The organism is Pseudomonas azerbaijanorientalis (assembly GCF_019139795.1).
GTDB classification, from domain to species: domain Bacteria; phylum Pseudomonadota; class Gammaproteobacteria; order Pseudomonadales; family Pseudomonadaceae; genus Aquipseudomonas; species Aquipseudomonas laurylsulfatiphila.
The window spans coordinates 1,850,284-1,875,776 of the sequence record NZ_CP077078.1; the positions used below are offsets into that span (position 1 = coordinate 1,850,284).

Consider the following 25,493-nt stretch of genomic DNA (forward strand, 5'->3'; position numbering starts at 1 on the left):
GAGGAGAAGTCGTGGATTCCCGATTGAATGCTTTTCTTGAACGCGCCGATGCCGTTCTGGCGCGTATCGAGCCGTTGCTGCCGGCACCCCGGCCAGCCATCGACTGGACGCAATGCCTGGCCGCGCGCTGGCAGCGTGAGTCACGCGGCGGTTATCTGATGCCGCTGCAGGTCAGCCTCGACATGCGCCTGTCGGACCTGATCGGCGTCGAACGGCAAGTTGAGCAGCTTGGGCGCAACACCCGACAGTTCCTCGATGGCATGCCCGCCAACCACGCCTTGCTCTGGGGCTCGCGCGGCACCGGCAAGTCTTCGCTGGTGCGCGCCTTGTTGGCCGAGCACGCTCAAGCCGGTTTGCGTCTGATCGAGATTGAACGCGATCACCTGGCAGACCTGCCGCGAGTGGTCGAACAGATCGGCAAACTGCCCCAGCGTTTCGTGCTGTTTTGCGATGACCTCTCGTTCGAGTCGGGCGAGGGCGATTACCGAGTGCTCAAAAGCGTACTCGATGGCTCGCTGGAACAGGCGCCGGACAACGTCTTGCTGTACGCCACGTCGAACCGTCGCCACCTGGTGCCGGAAAAGGAAAGTGACAACGAGAACTGGAAGCGGGTCGACGGCGAACTGCATCCGAGCGAGGCGGTGGAAGACAAGATCGCGCTGTCGGACCGCTTCGGCCTGTGGCTATCGTTCTATCCGTTTACCCAGGAACACTTCCTCAATGTCGTCGAACACTGGATCGGCCAGTTGGCCGGCAAAGCCGGGCTGGCATGGCAGCGCAGCGAAGAGCTGGACATCCTGGCGGTACGCTGGGCCACAGGCCGAGGCAATCGCAATGGACGTTGCGCTTATCAATTTGCCCGTTACTGGGTCGGGCTGAAACTGTTGGAGCACAAGGCATGATCGATTTACAAAAGAGTGGCCAGGGCCTCGAAGGCTACGGCATGCTGCACGCGCAGCTTGAGTCCTTGCTGGCGGACGAGCGGGATTTCATCGCCAATGCCGCGCAGTTCTCGGCGTTTCTGTTCAATCAGCTCGATGACCTGAACTGGGCCGGTTTCTACCTCAACCGCAATGAGGAGCTGGTGCTGGGCCCGTTTCAGGGGCAGATCGCTTGCGTGCGGATTCCGTTCGGACGTGGTGTCTGCGGAACGGCAGCCGCTACCTTGCAGACCCAGTTGGTCGAAGATGTGCACGCGTTCCCCGGCCACATTGCCTGTGACAGCGCCTCGAACAGCGAACTGGTAGTGCCGCTGGTCAAGGACGGCCGATTGATCGGCGTGCTCGACCTCGACAGCCCGAAACTGGCACGGTTCACCCCGCAGGACCAGGCCGGTATCGAACAACTGGCGGCGATTTTCCTGCGTCTGACCGACTGCTGATCAAGACGCCAGACCGGCCTTGGCCAGCAGGTCCGATGCGTCCACCGCATCGATCTGCGCAGGTTCGAGGAAGCGCCTGGCGTACTGCAAATAGATCTGTGCCCTGATGAACAGCCCGAACAGTTCCGGGTCGATGTGTGCATCACGGCACATGAACGCCATGATGCCCAGCGCCTCGCTCAGGGTCTTGGCTTTTTTGTAAGGGCGGTCGGCGGCCGTCAGCGCTTCGAAAATATCGGCAATCGCCATCATTCGCGCCGGCAGGCTCATGTCTTCTCGTTTCAAGCGTTTCGGATAACCACTGCCGTCCATTTTTTCGTGATGCCCGCCGGCTATTTCCGCGACGCTGCGCAGGTGTCCGGGGAACGGCAGATGGTTGAGCATCAGAATCGTCTGGACGATGTGGTTATTGATGACATAACGCTCCTCGCTCGTCAGGGTGCCCCGGACAATGCTCAGGTTGTACAGCTCACCCCGATTGTATTTGTGGGGCGGAACGTCGAGTTTGAAACCCAGGGGATTGTCTTGCGGTATCACTTCGTTTTCGCTGCGTTCGAACAGGTGCTCGGGCTTGTCCGCCAGTAAGGGTTCGCTGACGGGCAGGGTGGGGGCGGGCGTTCTGGACTGGCGCCGGTTCTCTTCCCAGGACACGCCCAGCCGGTCATCCAGGGTCCGGGTCCAGGTGCGTTCAGCCACGCTGCGCAGGCGTTGCAGATCAGCGTCGGCCATGGCTTCGCCACCCAGATTGCAATGGGCAATGAAGGCGAAATCATCATCCAGCCCGGCCAGGCTGGCATCACGCAGTTCTGCCAGCGCTTGCTCGTCACCGCCCAGGGCAATGGCCTGCCAGTAGCTGATCCAGGCATCGCGCTTGAGTACCTCGAAGCGGGTGCGGATTTCGTGGATGCGATCGGTCAGGGTTTCCAGCTTCGTGGCTTTGTCGACGACGTATTCCGGCGTGGTGATCTTGCCGCAATCGTGCAGCCAGGCAGCGATGTGCAGTGCCTCCCATTCATCGTCGGTTGGCCGATAGGCGCTGAAGGCGGGGTCCTGGCTTGCCGCCGCCGCGCGGGCAAGCATCAGGGTCAGTTCCGGCACGCGCTGGCAATGGCCGCCGGTATAGGGACTTTTGGCGTCGATGGCACCGGCCAGCAGTTGAATGAAGGCGTCCAGCAGCTGTTTTTGCCGGGCCTGCAGGCGCTGGCTTTCAATACACACGGCCGCCGCGCCGGACACCGCCTGGAGAAACGCAATGCGGTCCGGTCGCAGTTTGTCCAGATCGCTGTGCTCGCCGCTGTCGGCCAATAGCAACACCAGCAGGCCCACGGTTTCGTTGTGACGATTGTGCAGGCGGATTCCGATCAGATGGACTCGCGGGCTTTCCAGCGCGAGCAAGACTTTCTGCAGATCGTCCGCTTGCTCGAACCCCAGGTTACTGACGACGTTGTCGACGTTTGCCAGTTGCTGCAGCCATGGGGGGCTTTGCGGGTTTTCCAGTGAGTGTCCGCGGATGTCGAAAGATTGCAGGTTTTCGGTGGTGTCATTGATGACCAGTCCGTGGGGTTCCATGTACCCGCCATCACCTTCGCGCAGATAGATCAGGCCGGCCTGGGCCTGACCGATTTTCACGGTTTCAAACAAAACGCGTTCCAGCAGCGGGGCGAAACGGGTTTCGGCGCTGAGGCTGTCAGTGATCTGGAAGAAGCTCGCCAGCGTGTCTTTCATCCGTGCCATCGACACGCTCAGTTGGTCGACTTCGAGCACCGGCGAGCGACGGGAAAGCGGAAAATTGAAATCGAAACTGCGAATCGCATCGGCTTCCTGCACCAGCGCACGCAAGGGTTTGACCAGGATTCTGGAGGTCAGCCAACCCAGCGGCACGCATAACAGCAGCGTTGCCAGGGTAATGAGCGCACCTTGCCAGCGCATCCGGTAAGCATCGACGAGCAACTCGTCTTCCGGTACCAGCAGCGCCAGTTGCAGGCCTTGGGGGCCGCCTTCCTGCATGCTGCTGCGGGCCACGATCCACTGCCGGCCGTTGGCATCCAGGCGACTGCCTTGGGAGGGGTTGTTGAGCAGCGCACCCAGGCTGGGGCTCAGGTCCGCAGCCTTGATCAGGCGCGATGTCTGATCATCGATGATCAGCCTGCGGCTGTCGGGGTAGGCAATGGCATTGCCTTCGGCATCGAACAGCACGATTTCGGTATGGGGGGTCACGACGTGCTTGGCCAGGGTCGCGCTGAGTTCGGCCAGGGTCAGGTCGGCGGCCATGATTGCCTTGTCGCCACTGCGTCGCGCGAGCGTCGTGCCAATGTCATGGGTGGAAAAAAAGATATAGGGTTCGGTCGTGATCTGGTCATTGTTGCTACGGGCGCTGGTAAACCAGGCACGGCTGCGAGGGTCGTAGGTGTCGTTCAGGTTGTCCTGGCGGCTGACGAGTGCCAGGTTCCGGTCAAAAAACAAAGACTGGGAACGAGCCAGGCCGCTGCTGTCGTGTTCAATGCTCCAGACCTGGTAAACCGCCGTGTCCGGGGCCTTGACCAGCGCTTTGACCTGCGGAGTACGCAGCGGGCGGACCATGAAAAAGTCGCCGTTGTCGTATCCCAGGTACAGCGACGCCAGATTGGGGTTGTCCTCGAGTGACTGGCTGAACGGTTCGAGCAGTGCCAGGCGGTGTTCCAGATCAGTGGACTGGCCCGCCGGATTGAGTGCCAGCAGGCTCAACAGGTGGCGAATGGGCTCATAGGTTGCGTGCAGGTCCAGCCGGACATCCTGCTCGATACGGTTGAAGAGCTTTTCACTGCTCGACAGTATGATCTGGGTCGTTTGCCGGTAGTTGAAAAGACCCAGCAGCACTCCGGTCAGCAACAACAGAAAGGTGAACATCACGCTGATATGGACATGCAGTGGAAACCGGCGTGGATCCGTGCGCAGTGGGTCAGGCATTGCGGGTTTCTCCATGAGGGTCAACACCCTGCTGAGGGTCCAAGCATAGTTAAGGCTCTGTCATTGCGCCTTCGTCGTAATGCTTGATCTGACGTAGTAACGCCTCCTCCAGCTCAAGCATGGTGCGTTCCATGGATTTGCAGCATCCGGCCACTTCTTCGCGATCGAAATCCTCATGGCAGGCGGCTTCAAGCGCCTCGCAACGGTCGATCAGGGGGGAGGCTTGCACTATCCGGGCTGCGCCTTTGATTTTGTGGGCAATGTCCTGCAGCGCCTGCGTATCCCCGGAGCTGGATAGCGACAGCAGCGTTTGCAGATCCTGGCGGTTGCTGTTGACCAACTCGTTGAGCAATCTGCGGTTCAAAATCGGGTTGCCCCCGGTCAGCAGTTTCAACCCGTGCAGGCTGAACGCCGGGGTTGCATGGGTGGGCTCAATGTTTTCCATCCACTGGCTCAAGGCCCCGAGGCTCAGGGGTTTGAACAGGCAGTCATCCATCCCGGCCTGTTTGCAGCGTTGTATTTCTTCCGGTTGGGCGTTGGCGGTAAAACCGAGCACGGTGCAGGGAGGGCGATGGTTTTGTCTTTCGTGCTGGCGAATGGCACGGGCCAGCTCGTAACCGTTCATGACCGGCATGTTGCAATCGGCGATCACCAGATCAAACGGTTGGTCTTTCCATGCCTCCAATCCCTCCCGGCCATCGGCCGCGACGGTAAATCGATGGCCTAGAAACTCCAGTTGCTGGCAGGTGAGCAAGCGATTGGCCGAATGATCGTCGACGACCAGAACATCCAATGGGGTTGTGGCGACGACAATTTGCGTCTCGGCCACCTGGGCAGATTGTTGCAGCGGTAACGTTTCCAGGTGCAGCAATACCTCCACTTGAGTGCCGACACCCGGCTCGCTGCGCAGTTGCAGACTGCCGCCCATCATCTCGCAGAGATTGCGGCTGATGACCAGCCCCAGCCCTGCGCCCCCACTGGCCGATTGAGTGGCGTTGTCGGCCTGGGCGAAGGGCTCGAACAGCCGGTATTGATCCTGTTCGCTGATCCCGATTCCACTGTCGTGAACCTGCACCCGCATTTGCACACGATCAGGCTGCATTGCCGGGTGCAGGTCGACAATGACCCGGACCTGGCCTTGCTCGGTAAACTTGATGGCATTGCTGATCAGGTTGGACAGCACCTGCTTGAAGCGCAAAGGGTCCAGCAACACATCGAAGGTCGGGTTGGCCGAAGAAAACTCCAGCTTCAGTTCGAGTTCCTTCTGTCGGGCAAGGCCATCGAAAATCCGTACGACCGAGGCCACGAGTTCACCCGGATTGACGCGCTCCGGGCTAAGGCTCAAGCGCCCGGATTCGATTCTGGCAATGTCGAGGATGTCGCCAATCAGTTCCAGCAAGCCTTTCGCCGAGTTGTACGCGACATCGATGGCCGGACGCTCCGGGTGCCGATGATCAAGACGCTTGAGTGTCAGTTCAAGCATGCCGATGATTGCATTCATCGGCGTGCGGATCTCATGGCTCATCGTGGCCAGAAACGTGCTTTTGGCCCGGTTGGCGTTATCGGCGTGTTCTTTCGCGCAACGCAGATCATCGAGCAGTTGCCGGCGTTCGCTGATGTCGATCCAGCCACCGATGATGCCTTGCACTGTCGCGCTGGAATCGCGGTAGGGAAGAATCCAGTGATAGATCGTCAGCCGCCGGCCACCAATGTGCAGTTCGCGATCGACGATCAACGGTCTGCCCTCGGTCACCACGCGCTGATAGTCAGCCTGGTACTCCCGGGCTTCGAACACATTGCTCATCGCCCCCTGCATGACGCTTTTGCCGATGACATCTTCGCGCCTGGCGCAGAACGCTTGCAGGTAACTGTCGTTGCAACTTTGCAGCAATCCCTGGCGATCACGTACGTAGATAGGATGGGGCGTGCCATTGACCAGCGATCGCATGAACTCGAACTGATCGTTCAATGCACGCTCGGCGGCCTTGCGCTGCTTGATCTGGCGTCGCATGTAGTCGTTCCACGCAATGGAAATCAGCAATAGCGCACCGGCACCAATGACGATTTGGTAGAACAGTCTTTGATAGTTGCGCCAGGTGCTTTGCGAGGACGCCGAATAGCCGCGCCAGCGACTGTTGATGATGCCCAGTTCCTCCGGCGAGATGCTCAGCAGCGCCTTGTTCAGAATGGCGTTCAGCTCTTTGGCATCCCGTGCAGTGGCCAGCGAGAACGCTGCCTGCTCGGTGCCAATGGTGGTGCTGATTTGCAAGGTGTGTTCGAACAGCCGCGACGAAATGAAGTAATTGGCAATGACCAGCGAGTTCACCGCGCCCTCGGCCTGACCTTCGTCGAGTAACTCTACGGCGCTGAAGGTATCTGGAGCTTCGATCAACCTGATCCGGGGAAATTCCGTGCGCAGGTAATCCATGAGTGGATTGCCGCGGGCAATGGCCAGGCGCTTGTCCTGCAACTGCTCGAGGTTGGTCGGGCTGTCGGCGGCTTTGCGCGTCAGCAGGACGTAGGAGTTTTCCAGGAAGGGGCGGGTAAAGTTCAGTTGGGTTTGACGTTTGGCGCTGGGGAGCAATGCGGCGATCACATCGGCCTGGTTGTTTTTGATCAGTTCGATCATCTCGTCATCGTTTCGACTGCGCTGGATGTCAAAGCGCAAGCCGGTGCGCAGCCTGATCAGCTCGAGCAAATCCGCGCTGATCCCGCGAAAGTTGTCATTGCTATCGAAAAACGTCAGTGGCGCATAGGCTTCGTTGACGACGACGCGCACTGCCGGGTGATGTGCCAGCCAGCGTTCTTCCCGGTCAGTGAGTTGCAGCTTTTGATCGGTCAGCAGAATGTCGCTGCCGGCGCTCCAGCGTTTGGCGATGTTTTCTCGCTCACTGGAGGGAATGGCCTTGATCATCGCGTTGATGATGCCGAGCAGCTCGGGGTTGTTCCTGTTGACGGCAAAGCTGAAGCCATGGGCTTCATGTTTGCCGAAGTTGGCCATCCGGATGTTGTTCAAGTACCCCTTGTTGATCATGTAGTGAGTTGAAATCGTGTCGCCGAGAAACACATCCGCCTGATCGAAGGCAACGGCATTGATCGCATTCTGGTAGGACGGATAGGACGTGATGATCGCCTTTGGGTACAACGCCTTGACTTCCGCCAGCGGCAAATAGTGATACACCATGCTCAGGCGCAATCCGGCCAGGCCATCGGTGAGGGATCGGGTTTCCCCTTCGCGGGTCACCAATACGGGTTGGTCGACGGCATAGGGTATGGACAGGGCAATCCCGGCAATTCCAGCTTCGAATCCATTGGCGCTGCCAAGCAGATCGACATCGCCGTTCTGCAGCGCAGCGATCGCGGCCCCTCGGGATTCGAAACGCTGAACCTTGACCGGCAAACCGGTTGCTTTTTCCAGAAGGCCAGCGTAATCGGCGGTAAAGCCTTCATAGTCCTGACCACTGGTGGTCAGGTCGAAAGGGGGGTAGTCCGGGGCTGACGTGCCGAGCGTCAGTTGATTTTTGTTGTTTATCCATTGTTGCTGGGATTCATCCAGTCGAATCTCCAGCGCCCCGACCTTCGCGCGACTGAGCAGCGTGTAGAATTCATTGCCCGGTGCTCCGAACAACGAGGTGCTCACGCATAGACCTGCGGTCACTTGAATCAGATAGACCTTCAAACGGCTGGGCATCCAGGTTCTCACACGAGTGCGTTACGTTTTGCCATCTCGATCAGTTCAACCAGGGATTTGGCTTTGAGTTTCTGCATGAGGCGCTTTTTGTAGGTACTCACGGTCTTGTTGCTCAGAAACATGCCCTTGGCAATTTCCTTGTTTGTGCGACCTTGGGCAAAAAGTTGCAGGACCATCAGTTCCCGGTCGTTTACGGACTTGAACAGTTCCAATTCGATGCAGCGTGTTTCATCTCCGTGGATGGGGTTCAAGGCTTCACTCGGGAAATAGTTGTAACCTGAAAATACTGCTTTTATGGAACTCACCAATTCACTGATGTCCTCTTGTTTGCAAACATAACCCGAGGCTCCGGATTGCATGCAACGAATACCGAAGAGTGTCGGGCATTGTGCGGTCAGTACCAGTGTTTTAGGTGGATTACTCATTGCGTTGAACCGGGACAGCACTTCCAGGCCATCCAGTTTTGGAATGCTGATATCGAGAATGACCAGGTCCGGCATGCATTCGCGAACCATCTGCATGGCGTCGACCCCATTGTCAGTTTCGCCGACGACTTTGTAACCTTCGTGTTCCAGTAGCATTCGAACGGCAAGGCGGATAACCGGGTGATCGTCGACAATAAAAACGGAGTTCATAATCAAGTCCCATGCGAGCTCAAATAAAGCGCGCACCTTAGCTCAGATGCTTGAAGGGACGCATGAACGGACCGGGCTGTAGCAGCAATATAGGAGAAATCCTACAAATTAAAAGGAATAGGACTACGTATTAACTAGGTTTCTTATTAGGAAGTCTGGGGAATTTGGCGGTCTGGTGGGTTTTTTTTGGAAGTTGTTTGTAGGTTTACGCTGTGTATTTGTCGGTTCTTATATGTGCTTTTTGTTTATGTTGGTGCCAAGGTCAACAGGTCTCTAAATTCAGATTGTTTCAATGGTTTTATCATGTAGCCCAATAATGGCAGCCCGTGTTCAGTGGCCGTTTTTACAAGTTCATCCAGTTCAGACGTCGTCAGGCTGCTCAGCATGATCGCCTGTCTGATCAGCCCTCGCTGACTGGCGAACCGGACCAGATCGAGTCCGGTCAGATCGGGCAGGCATTGATCGCATAAAAGGATGTCGAATGGCTGGTCGACCCCGAGCATCTGCTGCATGGCGCTTCTGGCGCTGTCGGCGGTAGTCAGGCGGGTGAAGCCATAACTTTCCAGCAGGCATTGAGTGGCTATCAGTTGGAAGGGGTGGTCTTCCACCACGAGGATGCGTAGATCGTCTTCGGCCATGGTGCACATTTCATCTGTCGAACAGAGGGAGGGCGATTGTTTCGCGAGAGTGTCGGACAGGCGATCAGTTCGCTCGCCATGTGTTGTAGGGCAATTCGACGAGACTTGAGTGCTGTTGGAGGTTGAGGGGGGGATCAGCCAAAACGAACGCCGTAATGGCTGATCAAACGAAGCACCTCAGTGGCTGGCACGTCCGGTCATTTCCAGGGCCATGTCACTGGCATAGCTGTCGGTCATGCCGGCGATGAAATCAATCATGCGCAAAAACGACGTGTGCAACGGGCCGTGAGGATCGGGTGCATTGTTACCCAGCAGATCAAGGATGCGGCGACTCTTGAATGACGGGGTCCGGCCGTTGTGCTGCTCCAGTGCTGCGCCGCAAAAGGCATTGAGGAGAATTTCCAGGGTGGTGTAGGCGCCGATCTCGTGCAGGGTCTTGCGCTTGTCCTGGAAGATTTTCTTGCGGGCCATGTCCTTGGCGTTCAACACGCAACGCTTGGCGGGCCCGTGCATGTGCTCCACCAGGTCGCCGGGCAATGTGCCGGCCAGCAGTGCGTGCTGTTGCTCGACGAAGGCGCGGGCCGCGGCATTGGTCAAGTGTTCGATGGCCTTGCCGCGCAGGATTGCCAGTTTGCGTCGGCGCGAATCGCCGGGACCGAGCTGGCGGTAGGTCTCCGGCAAGTCGTCGCCCACCAGGTCCAGCAGCAGGGACTCGACTTCGGCGTACTCCAGCAATTCCATTTCCAGACCGTCTTCCAGGTCGATCAGCGCATAGCAGATGTCGTCGGCGGCCTCCATCAGGTACACCAGCGGATGCCGCGCCCAGCGTTGCTCCTCAAGTTGTGGCAGGCCGAGTTTATGGGCGATCTGCTCCAATAGCGGCAGCTCGCTCTGATAACAGCCGAACTTGTGTTTCTTGTAGCCCAGCGAATCGGCGTGCCTGGCCGTCCATGGATACTTCAGGTAGGTGCCCAGGGTTGCATAGGTCAGTCGGGTGCCGCCGTCGAACTGGTGATACTCCAGTTGAGTAAGTACCCGAAAGCCCTGGGCGTTGCCTTCGAAGTTCAGGAAGTCATTGCGCTCGGCTTCACTCATTGCATCCAGCCAGCCACGGCCGGCGGCTTGCTGGAACCAGTGACGGATCGCGTCTTCACCGGAATGGCCGAAAGGCGGGTTGCCGATGTCGTGCGCCAGGCAGGCCGATTGCACCACCATCCCCAGGTCGCTGGGTTCGCACCAGTCGGGCAGGGCGTTGCGGATGGTTTCGCCGACCCGCATGCCCAGCGAGCGCCCCACGCAACTGACTTCCAGCGAGTGGGTCAGGCGCGTATGAATGTGATCATTGCTGGACACCGGATGGACCTGGGTCTTGCGCCCGAGGCGGCGGAAAGCCCCCGAGAAAATGATGCGGTCGTGGTCTTTGTGAAAAGGGCTGCGGCCAAGTTCTTCAGGGCTGTGCAGAGGCTTTCCGAGGCGTTCGCGGGTAAGCAGGGTGTGCCAATCCAAGGCGGGACTCTCCGTCAGGTGACTGATGGCCTAGCTTCCCGTTTCGCGTCATGACCTGCAAGCGGAACTACAACCGGGCGCCGTCGATATCGAGGCCACCTTGCAAGAACTTTTTTCGCAGGGGGGCAATTGACCGGACAGGTGCACAGGACTGCGCCCCCTCGATAGAGAGGGGGCATCCCGTCGACACTGCAAGAACGTAGCCAGAAAGAAACTGATCAGTCTTTGCGCGAAGAGCCCTGCATGATCAGTTTGATCAACGGCCCCAGTGTGGTGCCGAGGCGGATCAGCCGGGTCAGGCTGCTGAGGCCACCGCCATTCTTTGCACCCTTGCCGGTCAGAAAACCCAGCAAGGTGACGGCGGCCACGCCCCAGAGTGGAGCGTGTTTGATGCCGAAACCTTCCTGCAGGTTCTGCGTCATCCCGCGCACGCGTTGCAACGGTTGCAGCAGTTGCGCGGATTCGTGGCGGATTTCCTGGCGGTGCATTTCCATGCGCAGGCGAATCAGCGCCTTGCGCATTTCCGTGCGTGAGCTGTTGCGTGGCAATTCAGGCAGGTTCATGGCAGCAGGCGCTCCCGATCGTTGGCCAGCTCTTCCAGCGTCCCGTGGAAGGGCGAGGACTCATCGAAAATCGCTGCCCTCAAACGCATCGCGCAGAATATGGCGGCGAGGGTGTAGAACACGCAGAGCCCGATGATGGCGGTCAGGCGATAGGTGTCCCAGAACACGATCAGCACCAGGGTCGACAGCCCTACCAGCAGCAGCAACGCAAACACCAGCGCCAGACCGGCAAACAGCAACAGGCTGACGGTGCGGGCTTTCTGTTCCTGCAACTCGATGCCGAACAGTTCGACATGGCTGTGCAGCAACCCCAGGAAGGCAGCACCCAGGCGCCGCGATGAGGAGCTTGTTCCCGTCGCAGACGGGCCGGATTCACCGATCGACATATCAGCGCCGGCTGGCCAGCAGGCCGATCAGGAAACCCACGCCGGCCGCGATCCCGACCGATTGCCAAGGGTTGGCCTGGACATAGTCTTCGGTGGCGGTGACAGCCGCCTTGCCGCGTTCGCGCAGGGAGTCTTCGGTCAGCTTCAGGGTTTCACGGGCACGCAAGAGACTCTCGTGAATCTGCTCGCGCAACTCGTCGGCCTGGTCGCCGGCCAGGGTCGCGGTGTGCTCCAGCAACCGTTCGGTGTCACTGACCAGTGTCTGAAAATCGTTCATCAGGATTTCTTGAGCAGTCTTTGCCTGGATGCGGGCCATGGTGGATCTCCATAAGTGGCTTTCTGATGCGTTCGAGTATGAGCCTTCTGCGAAGGTTCAGTACAAATGACTGGTACAACTTTTGCTATGTCGTGGTGCGCCGGTCCGCACCATTGCGCTATAGCCGGGCATGATTTCAGTAAAACCGTAGGACCAACAATCAAAAACTCGCGCAAACGTCCGGGTCAGGTTTTTCCCGGGCGGTGTCCGTGCACCATGGCGGTTCAACGAGATCAGTCCTCTGATGCTTCGAGGCTGCAACTTGGTGCGCGGTCTGTCATCGCGAACTGCTTTGGTGCTTTTTTCTGCCATAAGGTCAGCCCATCCCATGGAAAATCTGCAAAGCGCCGTGGACACCCTGGTCCATAGCTCCAACACGCTGTTCATTCTGATCGGTGCGGTCATGGTTCTGGCCATGCACGCCGGTTTTGCCTTTCTCGAAGTCGGAACCGTGCGACAGAAAAACCAGGTCAATGCCTTGTCGAAAATCCTCAGTGACTTCGCCGTATCGACACTGGCTTACTTCTTTATAGGCTATTGGATTTCTTATGGCGTGACCTTCATGCAACCGGCGGCCGTGCTCAATGCCGACCATGGTTATGGACTGGTGAAGTTTTTCTTCCTGCTGACCTTTGCCGCGGCGATCCCCGCGATCATTTCCGGAGGAATCGCCGAGCGCGCCCGGTTTGTCCCGCAGCTGTGTGCAACCGCGTTGATTGTCGCGTTCATCTATCCGTTCTTCGAAGGCATGGTCTGGAACGGCAACCTGGGTTTGCAAGCCTGGCTGCTGGAGCGTTTTGGCGCCGGTTTCCATGATTTCGCAGGTTCGGTAGTGGTGCATGCCATGGGCGGTTGGCTGGCACTGGCGGCGGTGCTGTTGCTCGGGCCGCGTAATGGCCGCTATCGCGAAGGTCGGCTGGTCGCGTTCGCGCCTTCGAGCATCCCGTTTCTGGCGTTGGGCTCATGGATCCTGATTGTTGGCTGGTTCGGCTTCAACGTCATGAGCGCGCAAACCCTGCAAGGTGTCAGCGGACTGGTGGCGGTGAACTCATTGATGGCCATGGTGGGCGGTACGGTGGCCGCACTGATCGTCGGGCGTAACGACCCCGGCTTTCTGCACAACGGACCGTTGGCGGGACTGGTGGCGATCTGCGCCGGTTCGGACCTGATGCATCCGGTGGGAGCGCTGGTGACCGGCGCCGTCGCGGGGGCGTTGTTTGTCTGGTGCTTTACCGCCGCTCAGGTCAAGTGGCGCATAGACGACGTGTTGGGTGTCTGGCCGCTGCATGGCTTGTGCGGCGTGTGGGGCGGTATTGCCTGCGGCATTTTCGGTCAGAGCGCTTTGGGCGGGCTAGGTGGGGTCAGCCTGATCAGCCAGTTGATCGGCACGGCACTGGGCGTCACCGTGGCGCTGGCCGGCGGGTTCGCCGTGTATGGCGTGATCAAGGCTCTGCATGGATTGCGCCTGAGTCAGGAGCAGGAGTATTACGGCGCGGACCTGTCGATCCACAAGATCGGCGCCGTGAGCCAGGACTGACACAGGTCTGATCATCGTCGGTGGCATCAGGCAGGAGACTCAATGGCTCGACGGTTTTTCGGAGCAGGCCTAGAATGGTCACTTCATTTTCCGGTTGAGTGCTCATGCTTCCCGAATGTCAGCTGTTCGGCACCCTTGGATGCCATCTCTGTGAAGTAGCCGAAGCCATGTTGATGGAGTTTGTCGAGCGCGGTCTGCTGGTGGAGCTGGTGGATATCGCCGAAGATGAAACCTGGTTCGCCGCCTACAGCCTGCGCATCCCGGTGTTGCGGCGGGTCGACACCGGTGCTGAACTGGGCTGGCCATTCAGTGCCGATGAGGTGGTGGCGTTCTTGCTTTGAGCGGCTTTTGCGCTGGTGGTGTTTCCCGCCTGTCGAACTTTGCGATTGATCCCCTTGGCTTATCCGGTACTGATCGGATACTGTATGCGCATACAGTTATTCGTGGCGCTTGCATGGCCGCTGCTGATTTTCGGCAGCGAGCAGACAAGCCCGGGCGTGAGAGGGATGAATCGTGGTCAATGTCGAACAGTTGAAGAACAGCGTGAACCGGATGTCCGCAGACGTCGTGAGTGAAGCTGTTCTTGAGTTGCGTCTGGATGGTCTGGTGACCGAGGGCAAGACACCCTTCAACAAAACGCATTTCAATACCTGTTTCGCAGAAATCGAAGCCTTGTTTCAACGCGCGGGTTATCACCGGCAACTCGATGTCGTGGGTTATCAGGGATTGTTGTACGCCCTCTATGACCCCGCTCGCTGGGAGGCGGTCGATGTACTGCGCTGGCTCAAGGAATACACCGAAGCGGCGGCGCGCACACGGATTCCGGCTTGAGGCTAGGCTCACTCCCCGTGCTGTTGGATAATGCCGCCCTGCACTGAGGGTTAGAACTTTCGTATGTCCACTTCTTCTTTTTCCGCGGCACACAGCCAGGCCAGTACGCTGTACTTGCCACCTGGCCCGTGGCAGACCGTTGTCGATTGTCTGTGCGAGCATTTCAGCGCCATCGGTCGTGAACAATGGCTGGACAGAATCGCCCGTGGCCGGGTCCTCGATGGGCAGGGCATGCCGATAGCCCTCGATCTGGCCTACAGGGAAGGTTTGCGGATTCATTATTTTCGCGAAGTGCCCGATGAAAAGCCGATCCCGGTGATCGAGTCGATTCTGTACGCGGACGAGCATCTGGTGGTGGCCGACAAACCGCACTTTCTGCCGGTGACGCCGGCTGGCGAATACGTCGAACAGACGCTGCTCAGGCGCTTGATCCGTCGCCTGGACAATCCGCATCTGGTGCCATTGCATCGCATCGACCGGCATACCGCAGGGCTGGTACTGTTTTCCGCCAATCCGCAGAGTCGTTCGGCTTATCAGTCGTTGTTTCCAACCCGGCAGATCGAAAAGCGCTACGAGGCCATCGCAGCGGCGTTGCCTGAACTTGCTTTCCCGCGGGTTCATAAAAGCCGGCTGATCGATGGCGAGCCGTTCTTCCGCATGCAGGAAGGGCCGGGGGCCTGCAACACCGAGACGGCGATCGAAGTCAGGGAGAAACAGGAGAAACTCTGGCGGTATGGTCTTTACCCGGTGACGGGCAAGAAACATCAGTTGCGGGTACACATGGCGGCGTTGGGCGCCGCTATCTGCAACGACCCGTTTTACCCCGAGGTGCTCAAGGATGCGCAGGATGACTACGCCAATCCTTTGAAGCTGCTGGCCCAGGGGCTGAGATTCATCGATCCGGTCACAGGCCAGGTGCGTGAGTTCGAGAGTGAAATCACCCTGCAATGGTGATCCTGAACGGCGTCCCTGAAGTGCTGTTCTTCAGGCATGAAAAAGCCCGCATCAAGCGGGCTTTTCTGTATCCGGCGGCACCCGGTTACAGCTCTTTGACGGTACGGACCTGATCTTTGTTGATGCGGGTCTGTTTGCCATCGAGCTGTTCGAATTCGTAGAAGCCGGAATCCTTGTCGAACTCTGGCGTGTCGACGGCCTGGATTTCGCGACCGTCATTCAAGGTGATCACCGTAGGCGACGCGCAACCGGCGAGGGTGGCGAGGCCCAGTGCGAGCATGAAAGTGGCGAGTGTCCGTTGCATCATGAGTGTGTCTCCGAATATGAATTCTTTGGTTGCTGAACTTGAGACGTGAACCGTCCGCGCAAGTTCCTGATCAATGTCAGTCTGACACAGTGTCGTGACCGCTTGCATGACTGCTTAATAGTTCCGGCGTGTTGAGGTTGGCCAGCCTAGGGTCTTTGTCTGGGCATTGCAGCGCGGTCGCGCCGAGCTTGCGCATCAACCGGCCAGGGCTGCGCTCACCCTCGTTCCAGGCCTTTTCAAAGGCTGCCCTGTGCAGCACTGGAATCACACACAACAACGGCTCCCAGTGGTCATCGTGCCGCACCATCAGTGGCTTGTCCGGATTCAGGTTGGCGGTCTCGAGCATGGTGCCGATCAGCGCCGCATCAATGCCCGGAACGTCACAGGGCAGGACCAGCATATGGGTATGGCGGGCCGCTTCCAGGCCCGCGCGAATTCCCGCCAGGGGCCCGGGGAAGTCACCTTCATCGTCGTGGACCAACTGGTCGGCGTAGGGCGCATACTTCTCCAGGTTGCGATTGCAGGAGATGATCAGGTCATCGGTCAGCGGGCGGGTCTTGCGATGCAAGTGGGCAATCAGCGGTTCGCCGCGCCATTCCAGCAACCCTTTGTCCCGCCCCCCCATACGTTGGCCGCGACCGCCCGCCAGGAGCAGAATGGAGCAGGGTGGCAATTGTGAATTCATGGTCATGGCAGGTCTCCATGGGAGCGGCGAAAAAACGGAGCGCTGTGATATAACACCGGGCTGTTTCTCCTACAACTGGACGAGCCTATGAAAGCCAAGGCTGATGTACCTTTCGCACCGCTGAACATTGCAGTGCTGACTGTCAGCGATACCCGCACGCTGGAAACCGACACCTCGGGCCAGCTCTTTGTCGACCGCCTGAGCGCCGCCGGTCATTACCTGGCAGCCCGGGTGTTGCTCAAAGATGACCTCTACAAAATTCGTGCGCAAGTCGCCAACTGGATTGCCGACGATGTCGTGCAGGTGGTGCTGATCACCGGCGGAACCGGTTTTACCGGGCGTGACAGCACACCGGAAGCCGTCAGCTGCCTGCTGGACAAGCAGGTCGATGGATTCGGTGAGCTGTTCCGCCAGATCTCGGTTGCCGATATCGGCACCTCGACCGTTCAGTCCCGGACGTTGGCCGGACTGGCCAATGGCACGCTGGTTTGCTGTTTGCCGGGTTCGACCAATGCCGTGCGCACCGGTTGGGACGGCATTCTGGCCGAACAGCTGGATTCGCGGCATCGCCCGTGCAATTTCGTGCCTCACCTGAAACAGGCTGCGCCTTGTGAATCCCGTGGGTAAGCCGGGCAAGACCGGCAGCCTGATGCCCGTCGAGGAGGCGTTGGCACGCTTGTTGGAAATGGCCGAGGTCTCAAGGATTGTCGAGCGTGAACGCTTGCCATTGGCGCAGGTGCAGGGGCGTGTACTGGCTGAAGATCTTTTGTCGACCCTTGATCTGCCGCCTTGGCCCAACAGTGCCATGGACGGGTATGCCTTGCGCATGGCTGACTGGACGGGAGAGCCGTTGGTGGTCAGCCAGAAGGTGTTTGCCGGCCAGGCCCCCGATCCGTTGCAGCCTGGAACCTGTGCGCGCATTTTCACCGGAGCGCCTGTTCCCGCCGGTGCCGATTGTGTCGAAATGCAGGAAAACGCCGAGGTCCAGGCGGATGAGCGAGTGCGTTTCACGCAAGCCTTGAGCCAGGGCCAGAACATCCGTCCGCAAGGCCAGGAAGCGACCGTCGGCGAGTTGATTCTGCCGGCAGGCACACGCCTGGGGCCGATCGAGCAAGGATTGGCTGCCTCATTGGGCTACGCCGAGCTGGAGGTCGTTCGCAAGGTACGTGTGGCGGTGCTGTCGACCGGCGACGAATTGGTTGAGCCGGGCCAGACGCTAGGTCCGGGACAGATCTACAACAGCAACCGGGTGTTGTTGTGCAGCTGGTTGCAGCGTCTGGGCTGTGAAGTCGTCGACGCGGGCATTCTTCCGGACGATCTGCAAACCACCCGTTCCCGATTGGGTGAGTTGAAGGATGTCGACCTGATCCTCTCGACCGGTGGCGTATCGGTGGGAGAAGCCGATTTTCTGGGTATCGCCTTGCGTGAAGAGGGCGAACTGACGCTGTGGAAACTAGCCATCAAGCCCGGCAAACCGCTGACGTTCGGACATTTTCGCGGTGTGCCCGTGATCGGCTTGCCGGGCAATCCGGCATCGACCCTTGTGACTTTTGCCTTGTTGACCAGGCCCTATCTCCTGCGTCGTCAGGGTGTAAAGGAAGTCGAGCCGCTGAGGGTGCAGGTACCGGCAGGGTTTGACTGGCCCCAACCTGGCAATCGGCGGGAGTATTTGCGTGGACGGCTGGAAAACGGCAGGGCGACGATCTACAAAAACCAGAGTTCCGGTGTACTGCGCAGCGCTGCCTGGGCTGATGGACTGGTAGAAGTCCTGGAAGGTCGCACGCTGGTTCAGGGCGATAGCGTTTTCTTCATTCCGTTGAGCGAAGTACTGAGCTGACCGCTTCAGCGGATTAGCCAGGCAAAAACCCGGTTGATTGAACCGGGCTTTTGCCTGATGGCCATTCAATGTGCCAGGAACAATGAAATGACCTGCTCGAAACGGCTATTGGCGATCCAGCCAAGAAGACCGAGGATCACGACCGTTCCACAGGTGGAGTAGGCGAGCCTGTGCTTGATGGATTTGACGTCACCGCGGATTTCGTCCAGGTCCCTGCGTATGTGCTTGAGGTGTGTTTCCAGCTCGGTGACGCGAGGTTCCATATCAATTTCTCCCGTGGCTCTTGTGCTGGCCGGTAATCCAGGGTTTTGGCCTTGCTTGGCACGTCCCTGTGGTGTCCTGCTGAAACCCCAAGGTCTACCAATTCGGATTTGCGGTCAATTGAGCAGATTCCTCACGTCCTGTAAGAAAAATCCTGCCGTAGGGGATCAAGTTGCCTGACTGGAAATAATTGGTTTTCTGGCGACCTTTAACAGCGCCTGCGCGGTCAACATCTCCCAGATGCCATTCAAACGGGAGTGAAGTAATGAGCGATCGCAAGGCGCTGTTGATTCTGCATGGCAAACAGGCACTCAACGAGGCGGTTCGCGCCGCCGTCGAAAACCGTCGTGAACAAGGCTGGGAGCTGGCTGTGCGATTGACCTGGGAAGCCGGCGATGCGCAGAGACTGGTGGGCGAAGCGTTGGCGGCCGGTTATCGACACATCATCGCCGGTGGCGGCGATGGCACCTTGCGCGATATCGCCGAGGCCATGGCGGAGCACTCGAAAAAAGCCAGCCTGATACTGATGCCGCTGGGAACCGCCAACGATTTTGCGCGTGCGGCAGGCGTGCCCCTGCAGCCTGATCAGGCGCTTGCGTTGCTTGATACCGCGCCGACCGCCATTGATCTGGGGGAGGTCGACGGGCAGATATTCCTGAACATGGCGACCGGTGGGTTTGGCAGTCATGTCACGGCGAACACCTCGGAGGAGTTGAAGAAAATCCTCGGTGGTGCTGCTTACCTGTTCACCGGCCTGTCACGCTTCAATGAGCTGCATACCGCCTACGGTGAATTGCAGGGACCGGATTTCCACTGGAGCGGCGATCTGCTGGCGCTGGGCATCGGCAATGGCCGGCAGGCCGGTGGCGGGCGGGAATTGTGCCCACAGGCCCTGGTCGATGATGGTTTGCTGGACATCAGTATCCTGCCGGCACCGCAGGAGGTGGTCGGTACATTGAAAAACCTGCTGACCGAAGGTTTCGGCATCGACAGCATGTTTGTCCGGGTGCGCCTGCCATGGGTCGAGATCAAGGCCTCGGAAGGGCTCTGCATCAACCTTGATGGTGAGCCGCTGGTCGGGGATAACCTGCGTTTCTCGGTCCGCCCGGCGGCGTTGCGCGTGCATTTGCCTGAAGACTCGCCGCTGCTACGGGCCAGTGAAGTGCCTAGTCATCAAGGCTGATGATTTGTTCACGCACGGCGAACAGCACCAGGCCGGCCACATCGTAGATCTGCAAACGCTTCATGATCTGCGAACGGTGGGTTTCGACGGTCTTGACGCTCAACCCCAGGCCGTTGGCAATCTCTCGGGTGGATTTGCCGCGAACGATCAACCGCAGGATTTCCAGCTGGCGTGCCGTCAGGTTGTGCGAGTCGGCAGGTTCGGGCTGGTGCTTCTGATTTCGGATCAGGGCCTGGGTGATCACCGTGTGGGCAATGGCCGGGCTCAGATAGCGCTCGTTGTTGCGCAAGGCGTCCAGCGCGTGCTCGAGTTCGGTCGCCGTGGTGTCCTTGAGCAGGTAGCCGTGTGCTCCGGACTCCAGAGCCTGCATGATGAGGGCCGGGTCGGTGTGCATCGACAGGATCAGCACCTTGCTCTGCGGGTGCACCCGCTTGAGCTGTTGCAAGGCTTCGAGGCCGCCGGTCTGGCGCATCGAAATATCCAGCAGGACAATATCCGGGGACAGATGCCCGACCATTTCGAGCAACTGCGAGCCGTCATTGGCCTCACCGATGACGGCGTAGCCGGGCAGGTCCATTACCAGGGCGCGCACGCCAGCCCTGATCAGCGAGTGGTCATCCACCAGTAGCAAGTTACAAGTCAATGCATAACCTTATTCGAACTGGCCCGTTCGAGCGCACGGGGCGCCCAGGGAAATAGAGCTTCGATTTGAGTGCCTTTGCCCGGCTCGCTGGTAACGGTCAACGTGCCGCCCAGTTGATCTATCCGTTCCGACATCCCGGCCATACCGCGTTGCCCTTCGCGACCTGGGTCTGTTGCGGGTGCGAAGCCCTGGCCATCATCGCTGATCTGCAATCTCAGGCCTTGGGGCAGGCGCTGCAGGCATACCAGCAGGTTCTTGGCCCGGGCATGTCGCAGGATGTTGGTGACCGCTTCCTGGGTAATGCGAAAAGCCGCCACGGCCATTTCCTCCGGTATGCCGGTCAGGCGCTGCTGGCATTCCAGGCTCCAGTGCACCGGGGTGTTGGCCAGGGTCTTGAGCAGGTGTGCCCGCAGACTGGCTTCCAGCCCGAGGCTGGTCAACTGCCGGGGATTGAGAATGGCGGATACGTCACGAACTTTGGCCAGGGTTTCTTCCAGTGTGTCGCACAGGACCGTGCATTGTCCCTGGAGCTCTTCGGGCATCCGGCGTTTGAGCCAGTCACTTTGCAATTTTGCGGCGGTCAGCAATTGACCGATGTCGTCATGCAGTTCGCGGCTCAGTCGGTGACGCTCGTTTTCCTGGACTTGCAATAGCCGGTCGGCCAGCTCCTGAGGCTCGAATTTGATCGATTTGCGCGAGAGGCAGTACTGCACGACAACACTGGTCAGCGCCGCAATGTTGAGCAGCAGCAATGACAGGGGCAGCGCAATGGACAAGCCATGGACCAGCAAACTGCCGAGGGTCGAGCAGGCGCATAGCAACAGCGTGAATCTGCGAGCATTTTCCCGGGAGGGGGGCCACTTGGCGATTGACTTGAGGCTGGCGTACATAGCGGATGGAGCCAATGGATGTTCGCTGCGGGCTGACCGGTCATGCTGGCTGACAGGCCCCTGTTTTTTATGTGGAGCGCCGACGAGTTCAGCTGCGAACTGCAGTGAGCTGTGTCCGGCTGCGATCACGCAGCCATTAATTGGCGTCAACTAACAGGCGGCATAGTAGCACTTAAGATACCGTTGGTCGCGTCCGTATGCATGTCCGAAAAGTCAGGAATCCAGTCGTTTCGACAATGCTTCCATAATGGAACAAGTTGGTTGTCGCCATCGCAAAATGCCGATAGCCCGGGGGCTGTTGATACCGGGCAATACCCGATCAAGGCTGGCGCGCAATTGTCGATAGGCAATAGTGGTTGTTTTAAGGATGTCGCTTATAGCAATGAAATATTCATTTGCGACATGTGCGCACTCAATTAACAGTGCGGTACTGATAACCAAACCAGGCCATACGGCATAGTTGGATTAGTTCAAGCCCGTCGTTCCGAATAGGGCACGAGGGTGAGCGGCCTGGAATTGACCGGTGGCTGAAACCGGCTTTGCCCGACCTGAAAGGCAAAGGCTTCGATAAGGGTGACCTGCTCGCTGTCGTCGAGGCTGAGTTGCCCGGTGGTCTGGTCGATGAGTTCGAGCTGCCAGGCAATCAGGGTCAGACAGTCTTTCAGGGCGCTCAGCGCCTCGTCGTGCAGGCTCATGTTGTTCTGTGCGTGGTTCAGCAAACCATGAATATGCAGCGAAAACTCAGACACGGCCGCCAGCGCCAGGGCATCGGCCTTGTTGGCCAGCTTGAGCAGCGTGCTGAGCATGCAGTCGATGGCGTCCTTGTCATTGCTGATCAACTGCAGATGGCTCAGGCATTCCTCGGTTTTAGCCAGGAGTGTTTCAGCTTCGACGAGAAACTCCGGGAGCCGCTGGGCCCACTCTTTACGATCGTTCGGCATACTTATCTCCACAACGTCATGTCAAATGAGGGGATATCGTGTGTGTCGACGAGGGCGGTCGGAACCCCGGCATTGCCGAGTCGTCGGGCGAACGAACGGCGGCAGGCTGGGGAACACGAGAGGGTGGTTGGCCACTGGCTTGCGATCGCACACAAAAGCCTGACTCCGTTCATGCAATGAGAATGGCGTCACATTAATGGCTATTGGATATTGCGAATATCAGGTTGCACCTGATTGTTGATAGGGGAATCCCTTACGCAGCGGAACCTTTCGCAAGAACCGGGGTCGCGGCGCAGACGTGCAGCAGATGTAATCACAGCGCCAGTAAAGCATGATGCCAATGTGACATCAATGCCTGTGCGTGGCATTTTAGAGCGGGTCAAGCTTCGGCAAAAACAGCCGATAACCTTCTCTAAGTGAATTCATCCGAACAAGACCAGGAGTCATTGATGGCCGGCATTCTCGACACGGTAGACCAACGCACGCAACTGGTGGGTGAGAATCGCCTGGAAATTCTCATGTTCCGCCTCGCCGGACGGCAATTGTTCGCGATCAACGTCTTCAAAGTACAGGAAGTCCTGCAGTTGCCAAAGTTGACGCTGATGCCGCAGCGCCATCCTTTTGTCTGCGGCGTGGTCAACCTGCGCGGCCAGACCCTGCCGGTGATCGACCTGTCCCAGGCCATCGGCATGCGCCCGCTGGTGCCGGGGCCTGGCAGCACGATTATCGTCACCGAATACAACCGTTCGGTTCAGGCCTTCCTGGTCGGCGGCGTGGACCGGATCGTCAACATGAACTGGGAAGCCATCCTGCCGCCCCCGAGCAGCGCCGGCCGCCAGCACTACCTGACGGCAATCAGCAAGGTCGATGATCAACTGGTGGAAATCATCGATGTCGAAAAGGTCCTGGCCGAAATCGTCCCGTACAACGCCAAGGTCTCCCGTGACAAGCTCGAAGATCCGGTACTTGAACGCGCCCGTGGCCGAGAGGTGCTGCTGGTGGATGACTCGAACGTGGCCCTGGCGCAATTGCGCGATACCCTGGGACAGCTGGGCGTGAAGATGCACATCGCCAGCGACGGGTTGAAGGCCTTGAACATGCTCAAGGCCTGGGCCGACACCGGCGTGGACATGACCGAAAAACTGCTGATGGTCTTCACCGATGCGGAAATGCCGGAAATGGATGGCTATCGCCTGACCACTGAAATTCGCAACGACCCGCGCCTGCGTGGCTTGTACGTGGTGCTGCATACCTCTTTGTCCGGCAGCTTCAACGATTCGATGGTGAAAAAGGTCGGCTGCGACAATTTCCTGTCCAAATTCCAACCGGACAAACTCGTCGACGTGGTGCGTCAGCGCCTGATGCTTGACGAAGTACCGGCCTGAGCGGGTCTGCACAACTGTGGGAGCGGGCTTGCTCGCGAAGGCGGAGTGACAGTTGGCATAGTGATCGACTGACACTCCGCCTTCGCGAGCAAGCCCGCTCCCACAGGGTTTACGGTGTTTGGTTTTCAGTCTTTGATTCAGTCATCAAGCTCGTATAGGGTGGCGTTTTGCCTAAGAGGGAGCTGGCCATGTTGCGTCTGAGCGCGCTGTATCGTTATCCGTTGAAGTCCGCGAGGGGCGAGACGCTGCAACGGATCGGTCTCGATAAACTCGGTCTGGACGGCGATCGCCGCTGGATGCTGGTGGATGAAGCCAGCGGTCGTTTCCTGACCCAGCGTGCGGTGGCGCAGATGAGCCAGTTGTCGGCGTTGTGGAATGCCGCAGGCGGCCTGACCCTCAGTGCGCCTGGTCATTCGCCGATCGACGTAGCCTTGCCCGGCCTTGATGCAGAACTGCTTGGCGTGACGATCTGGCGCGATACCTTGCGGGTCCCCGATGCAGGCGATGCAGCCGCAGCCTGGGTCAGCGAATTTATTGGTAAACCGACACGTCTGGTGCAAGTGCCGCTGGATCGGGCGCGGATGACGGAGGCGGGCTACGGCAAGGATCACGACCAGGTGGCGTTCGCCGATGGCTATCCGCTGTTGCTGATTGGCCAGACCTCCCTCGAGGACTTGTCGAAACGGGTCGGGCGTCCGTTGGAGATGCTGCGTTTCCGGCCAAACCTGGTGATCGAAGGCAGTGAAGCCTTCGCCGAGGACGGCTGGAAGCGTATCCGCATCGGCGATGTCGAGTTCCGCGTGGTCAAGTCCTGCTCACGCTGCATCCTGACCACCATCGACCCGCAAACCGGCGAGCGCAGCGACGACCGCGAACCCCTGGCAACCTTGCAGAAATACCGTTCGCAGGCGGACGGCGCGATGTTTGGCCAGAACCTGGTCAACGACGGCAACGGTCGACTTGAAGTCGGCATGCCGGTGGAGATCCTCGAATAATTTTGCGCAGAACAAAAAATGCCCGTGTCGAAAAACACGGGCATTTTTATTGCGCTGACCTTTATTTCGGCAAAGCCTGCGGGTTTAGCCGCGGTATTCACACAGGTAAGCGGTGTCGACGGCCACTTTGAGCTGGAACTTGCTGTTGGCCGGCACGTTGAACTGGCTGCCGGCGGCGAAGGTTTCCCAGTCGCTGCTGTCTGGCAGTTTGACGGTCAATGCGCCACTGACCACGTGCATGATTTCACGCTGGCTGGTGCCGAATTCGTATTCGCCCGGAGCCATGACGCCGATGGTCGCTGGACCTTCTGCGGTGCCAAAGGCGATCGACTTGACGGTGCCGTCGAAGTACTCGTTGACTTTAAACATGGGCGATTCCTCGAAAAGGGCTAAAAAGGGCCGGCCAGTATGCACAAGGCCCCGAGTGTCGTCACCTGTCTAAAGAGGAAGAACCAGTGGCAGCAGGCGTGCGGTATTGCGCGCATCTTCCAGCGCCCGGTGTTGCTGGCCGGTGAACTGCAGGCCGGCCAGTTGCAGGGCGCCGTTGAGCCCCAGCGGGCGTTCCAGACGCCTGGCCTTGGCAAAGCGCTGTTTGAGGTTCATGTGGGGCACGTTGGCCAGGGCACTGGCAAGTCCCAGTTGCTGCCAATCCTGAAGCAGCTGTTTGCGATCGTAGTCGCCCCAACTGGCCCAGCCTTCAAGTCGCGTGTGGTGTTGGCCGAGCCAGCGCTCAAATGCCGGCCAGACTTCGCCCAGCGGTTGCGCCGCATCGATGTTGGCTTGGGTGATGTGCGTCAGCTCGCGGCAAAACGGCGTCAGCAACGGCCGCCGCAAGGGGCGGACGAAGCGCTGGAACTGGTCCAGTTCGCGTCCCTTGCGGTCCACCAGGGTGGCGCCGATTTCAATGATTTCCATATCCGTTACGGGCCATCCACCCTCATCGGTGGTGGCCTCCAGATCAATGACCAGCCAATGAGGCATT

At 58.8% G+C, this 25,493-nt stretch carries 27 protein-coding genes; 11 read left to right on the forward strand and 16 right to left on the reverse strand.

Translation table 11 applies throughout. From position 1 onward, the window contains the following. The first annotated feature begins 11 nt into the window (after positions 1-11). Positions 12-902, forward strand: a complete 891-nt coding sequence (locus KSS91_RS08160) for an ATP-binding protein (RefSeq protein WP_217837558.1) — start codon at positions 12-14, stop codon at positions 900-902. Continuing rightward, on the forward strand, positions 899-1,381 hold the full coding sequence (locus KSS91_RS08165; RefSeq protein WP_095966417.1) for a GAF domain-containing protein: 483 nt from the start codon (positions 899-901) through the stop codon (positions 1,379-1,381). The genes KSS91_RS08160 and KSS91_RS08165 overlap by 4 nt, the downstream gene beginning before the upstream one ends. Here KSS91_RS08165 and KSS91_RS08170 read toward each other — a convergent pair whose 3' ends face one another. The 8 genes from KSS91_RS08170 to KSS91_RS08205 form a co-directional block, all read right to left on the reverse strand. Then, the gene (locus KSS91_RS08170; RefSeq protein ID WP_217837559.1) at positions 1,382-4,327 is read right to left on the reverse strand and encodes an HD domain-containing phosphohydrolase; all 2,946 of its coding nucleotides are present in this window, start codon (positions 4,325-4,327) and stop codon (positions 1,382-1,384) included. It lies immediately after the preceding gene. A gap of 49 nt (positions 4,328-4,376) precedes the next feature. Next, the gene (locus tag KSS91_RS08175) at positions 4,377-8,018 is read right to left on the reverse strand and encodes a transporter substrate-binding domain-containing protein (RefSeq protein ID WP_217837560.1); all 3,642 of its coding nucleotides are present in this window, start codon (positions 8,016-8,018) and stop codon (positions 4,377-4,379) included. An 8-nt stretch (positions 8,019-8,026) separates the two neighbouring features. Continuing rightward, positions 8,027-8,653 (reverse strand): response regulator transcription factor, encoded by a 627-nt coding sequence (locus KSS91_RS08180; RefSeq protein ID WP_007973494.1) that lies wholly within the window; start codon positions 8,651-8,653, stop codon positions 8,027-8,029. Positions 8,654-8,898: 245 nt separating this feature from the next. Further along, positions 8,899-9,291 (reverse strand): response regulator, encoded by a 393-nt coding sequence (locus KSS91_RS08185; RefSeq protein ID WP_217837561.1) that lies wholly within the window; start codon positions 9,289-9,291, stop codon positions 8,899-8,901. A gap of 177 nt (positions 9,292-9,468) precedes the next feature. Then, positions 9,469-10,797: a deoxyguanosinetriphosphate triphosphohydrolase gene (locus KSS91_RS08190; RefSeq protein WP_015094053.1), complete on the reverse strand. Its 1,329-nt coding sequence runs from the start codon at positions 10,795-10,797 to the stop codon at positions 9,469-9,471. A 218-nt stretch (positions 10,798-11,015) separates the two neighbouring features. Next, positions 11,016-11,360 carry a hypothetical protein gene (locus KSS91_RS08195; protein ID WP_217837562.1) on the reverse strand — a complete coding sequence of 115 codons (345 nt, stop codon included), beginning with the start codon at positions 11,358-11,360 and terminating at the stop codon, positions 11,016-11,018. Next, positions 11,357-11,746, reverse strand: a complete 390-nt coding sequence (locus KSS91_RS08200; protein ID WP_015094055.1) for a phage holin family protein — start codon at positions 11,744-11,746, stop codon at positions 11,357-11,359. Before KSS91_RS08200 ends, KSS91_RS08195 begins: the two co-directional genes overlap by 4 nt. Before the next feature lies 1 nt (position 11,747). Further along, on the reverse strand, positions 11,748-12,062 hold the full coding sequence (locus KSS91_RS08205) for an ElaB/YgaM/YqjD family protein (protein ID WP_015094056.1): 315 nt from the start codon (positions 12,060-12,062) through the stop codon (positions 11,748-11,750). 328 nt (positions 12,063-12,390) lie between these two features. Here KSS91_RS08205 and KSS91_RS08210 point away from each other — a divergent pair, with 328 nt between their 5' ends. The 4 genes from KSS91_RS08210 (at position 12,391) to KSS91_RS08225 (ending at position 15,384) form a co-directional block, all read left to right on the forward strand. Continuing rightward, entirely contained in the window at positions 12,391-13,599 is a 1,209-nt protein-coding gene (locus tag KSS91_RS08210) for an ammonium transporter (protein ID WP_007973484.1), read from the forward strand. Between the two features lie 104 nt (positions 13,600-13,703). Then, entirely contained in the window at positions 13,704-13,940 is a 237-nt protein-coding gene (locus KSS91_RS08215; protein ID WP_015094057.1) for a glutaredoxin family protein, read from the forward strand. Between the two features lie 172 nt (positions 13,941-14,112). Continuing rightward, entirely contained in the window at positions 14,113-14,430 is a 318-nt protein-coding gene (locus tag KSS91_RS08220; RefSeq protein WP_015094058.1) for a hypothetical protein, read from the forward strand. A 63-nt stretch (positions 14,431-14,493) separates the two neighbouring features. Further along, entirely contained in the window at positions 14,494-15,384 is an 891-nt protein-coding gene (locus KSS91_RS08225) for a pseudouridine synthase (protein WP_217837563.1), read from the forward strand. Positions 15,385-15,469: 85 nt separating this feature from the next. Here the strand turns inward: KSS91_RS08225 and KSS91_RS08230 are convergent, their stop codons facing one another. Both KSS91_RS08230 and mobA read right to left on the reverse strand, forming a co-directional pair. Then, positions 15,470-15,691: a YgdI/YgdR family lipoprotein gene (locus KSS91_RS08230; RefSeq protein ID WP_007973479.1), complete on the reverse strand. Its 222-nt coding sequence runs from the start codon at positions 15,689-15,691 to the stop codon at positions 15,470-15,472. 76 nt (positions 15,692-15,767) lie between these two features. Beyond that, entirely contained in the window at positions 15,768-16,382 is a 615-nt protein-coding gene (mobA, locus tag KSS91_RS08235; protein ID WP_217837564.1) for a molybdenum cofactor guanylyltransferase MobA, read from the reverse strand. 81 nt (positions 16,383-16,463) lie between these two features. On the opposite strand from mobA, the gene moaB reads away from it, so the two are divergent. Both moaB and KSS91_RS08245 read left to right on the forward strand, forming a co-directional pair. Then, positions 16,464-17,003, forward strand: coding sequence for a molybdenum cofactor biosynthesis protein B (moaB, locus tag KSS91_RS08240; protein WP_015094061.1), 540 nt, complete (start codon positions 16,464-16,466; stop codon positions 17,001-17,003). Positions 17,004-17,025: 22 nt separating this feature from the next. Beyond that, positions 17,026-18,213 (forward strand): molybdopterin molybdotransferase MoeA, encoded by a 1,188-nt coding sequence (locus tag KSS91_RS08245; RefSeq protein ID WP_217838375.1) that lies wholly within the window; start codon positions 17,026-17,028, stop codon positions 18,211-18,213. 65 nt (positions 18,214-18,278) lie between these two features. Here KSS91_RS08245 and KSS91_RS08250 read toward each other — a convergent pair whose 3' ends face one another. After that, positions 18,279-18,584: a hypothetical protein gene (locus tag KSS91_RS08250; RefSeq protein ID WP_437179749.1), complete on the reverse strand. Its 306-nt coding sequence runs from the start codon at positions 18,582-18,584 to the stop codon at positions 18,279-18,281. Between the two features lie 155 nt (positions 18,585-18,739). On the opposite strand from KSS91_RS08250, the gene yegS reads away from it, so the two are divergent. Beyond that, a complete protein-coding gene (yegS, locus tag KSS91_RS08255) occupies positions 18,740-19,657 on the forward strand; it encodes a lipid kinase YegS (protein WP_217837566.1) in 918 nt (305 codons plus the stop codon). On the opposite strand, the gene KSS91_RS08260 is transcribed toward yegS, so the two are convergent. The 3 genes from KSS91_RS08260 to KSS91_RS08270 form a co-directional block, all read right to left on the reverse strand. Beyond that, positions 19,641-20,300 (reverse strand): response regulator, encoded by a 660-nt coding sequence (locus tag KSS91_RS08260; RefSeq protein ID WP_217837567.1) that lies wholly within the window; start codon positions 20,298-20,300, stop codon positions 19,641-19,643. The genes yegS and KSS91_RS08260 overlap by 17 nt on opposite strands. Beyond that, the gene (locus tag KSS91_RS08265; protein ID WP_217838376.1) at positions 20,297-21,190 is read right to left on the reverse strand and encodes a sensor histidine kinase; all 894 of its coding nucleotides are present in this window, start codon (positions 21,188-21,190) and stop codon (positions 20,297-20,299) included. Before KSS91_RS08265 ends, KSS91_RS08260 begins: the two co-directional genes overlap by 4 nt. Before the next feature lie 470 nt (positions 21,191-21,660). Continuing rightward, complete coding sequence (locus tag KSS91_RS08270; RefSeq protein ID WP_217837568.1) at positions 21,661-22,131, reverse strand: hypothetical protein; 471 nt, start codon at positions 22,129-22,131, stop codon at positions 21,661-21,663. A 449-nt stretch (positions 22,132-22,580) separates the two neighbouring features. Between KSS91_RS08270 and KSS91_RS08275 the strand changes: the two genes are divergently transcribed. Next, positions 22,581-23,516 (forward strand): chemotaxis protein CheV, encoded by a 936-nt coding sequence (locus tag KSS91_RS08275; RefSeq protein WP_007973464.1) that lies wholly within the window; start codon positions 22,581-22,583, stop codon positions 23,514-23,516. A gap of 188 nt (positions 23,517-23,704) precedes the next feature. Next, on the forward strand, positions 23,705-24,511 hold the full coding sequence (locus tag KSS91_RS08280; protein ID WP_217837569.1) for an MOSC domain-containing protein: 807 nt from the start codon (positions 23,705-23,707) through the stop codon (positions 24,509-24,511). Positions 24,512-24,595: 84 nt separating this feature from the next. Here the strand turns inward: KSS91_RS08280 and ppnP are convergent, their stop codons facing one another. Both ppnP and KSS91_RS08290 read right to left on the reverse strand, forming a co-directional pair. Continuing rightward, the gene (gene ppnP, locus KSS91_RS08285; RefSeq protein WP_007940055.1) at positions 24,596-24,880 is read right to left on the reverse strand and encodes a pyrimidine/purine nucleoside phosphorylase; all 285 of its coding nucleotides are present in this window, start codon (positions 24,878-24,880) and stop codon (positions 24,596-24,598) included. Between the two features lie 69 nt (positions 24,881-24,949). Further along, on the reverse strand, positions 24,950-25,492 hold the full coding sequence (locus KSS91_RS08290) for a 3'-5' exonuclease (protein WP_126050036.1): 543 nt from the start codon (positions 25,490-25,492) through the stop codon (positions 24,950-24,952). Position 25,493 lies beyond the last annotated feature (1 nt).

Bases quoted from the DNA above. Each gene is read 5' to 3' on its own strand.
- KSS91_RS08175 (WP_217837560.1), bottom strand. From the start codon at position 8,018: ATGCCCAGCCGTTTGAAGGTCTATCTGATTCAAGTGACCGCAGGTCTA.
- KSS91_RS08245 (WP_217838375.1), top strand. From the start codon at position 17,026: ATGCCCGTCGAGGAGGCGTTGGCACGCTTGTTGGAAATGGCCGAGGTC.
- KSS91_RS08165 (WP_095966417.1), top strand. From the start codon at position 899: ATGATCGATTTACAAAAGAGTGGCCAGGGCCTCGAAGGCTACGGCATG.
- KSS91_RS08195 (WP_217837562.1), bottom strand. From the start codon at position 11,360: ATGAACCTGCCTGAATTGCCACGCAACAGCTCACGCACGGAAATGCGC.
- KSS91_RS08215 (WP_015094057.1), top strand. From the start codon at position 13,704: ATGCTTCCCGAATGTCAGCTGTTCGGCACCCTTGGATGCCATCTCTGT.
- KSS91_RS08275 (WP_007973464.1), top strand. From the start codon at position 22,581: ATGGCCGGCATTCTCGACACGGTAGACCAACGCACGCAACTGGTGGGT.
- KSS91_RS08265 (WP_217838376.1), bottom strand. From the start codon at position 21,190: ATGTACGCCAGCCTCAAGTCAATCGCCAAGTGGCCCCCCTCCCGGGAA.
- KSS91_RS08225 (WP_217837563.1), top strand. From the start codon at position 14,494: ATGTCCACTTCTTCTTTTTCCGCGGCACACAGCCAGGCCAGTACGCTG.
- KSS91_RS08210 (WP_007973484.1), top strand. From the start codon at position 12,391: ATGGAAAATCTGCAAAGCGCCGTGGACACCCTGGTCCATAGCTCCAAC.
- KSS91_RS08270 (WP_217837568.1), bottom strand. From the start codon at position 22,131: ATGCCGAACGATCGTAAAGAGTGGGCCCAGCGGCTCCCGGAGTTTCTC.
- mobA (WP_217837564.1), bottom strand. From the start codon at position 16,382: ATGACCATGAATTCACAATTGCCACCCTGCTCCATTCTGCTCCTGGCG.
- ppnP (WP_007940055.1), bottom strand. From the start codon at position 24,880: ATGTTTAAAGTCAACGAGTACTTCGACGGCACCGTCAAGTCGATCGCC.
- KSS91_RS08185 (WP_217837561.1), bottom strand. From the start codon at position 9,291: ATGGCCGAAGACGATCTACGCATCCTCGTGGTGGAAGACCACCCCTTC.
- KSS91_RS08200 (WP_015094055.1), bottom strand. From the start codon at position 11,746: ATGTCGATCGGTGAATCCGGCCCGTCTGCGACGGGAACAAGCTCCTCA.
- moaB (WP_015094061.1), top strand. From the start codon at position 16,464: ATGAAAGCCAAGGCTGATGTACCTTTCGCACCGCTGAACATTGCAGTG.
- KSS91_RS08280 (WP_217837569.1), top strand. From the start codon at position 23,705: ATGTTGCGTCTGAGCGCGCTGTATCGTTATCCGTTGAAGTCCGCGAGG.
- yegS (WP_217837566.1), top strand. From the start codon at position 18,740: ATGAGCGATCGCAAGGCGCTGTTGATTCTGCATGGCAAACAGGCACTC.
- KSS91_RS08290 (WP_126050036.1), bottom strand. From the start codon at position 25,492: ATGCCTCATTGGCTGGTCATTGATCTGGAGGCCACCACCGATGAGGGT.
- KSS91_RS08230 (WP_007973479.1), bottom strand. From the start codon at position 15,691: ATGATGCAACGGACACTCGCCACTTTCATGCTCGCACTGGGCCTCGCC.
- KSS91_RS08170 (WP_217837559.1), bottom strand. From the start codon at position 4,327: ATGCCTGACCCACTGCGCACGGATCCACGCCGGTTTCCACTGCATGTC.
- KSS91_RS08180 (WP_007973494.1), bottom strand. From the start codon at position 8,653: ATGAACTCCGTTTTTATTGTCGACGATCACCCGGTTATCCGCCTTGCC.
- KSS91_RS08205 (WP_015094056.1), bottom strand. From the start codon at position 12,062: ATGGCCCGCATCCAGGCAAAGACTGCTCAAGAAATCCTGATGAACGAT.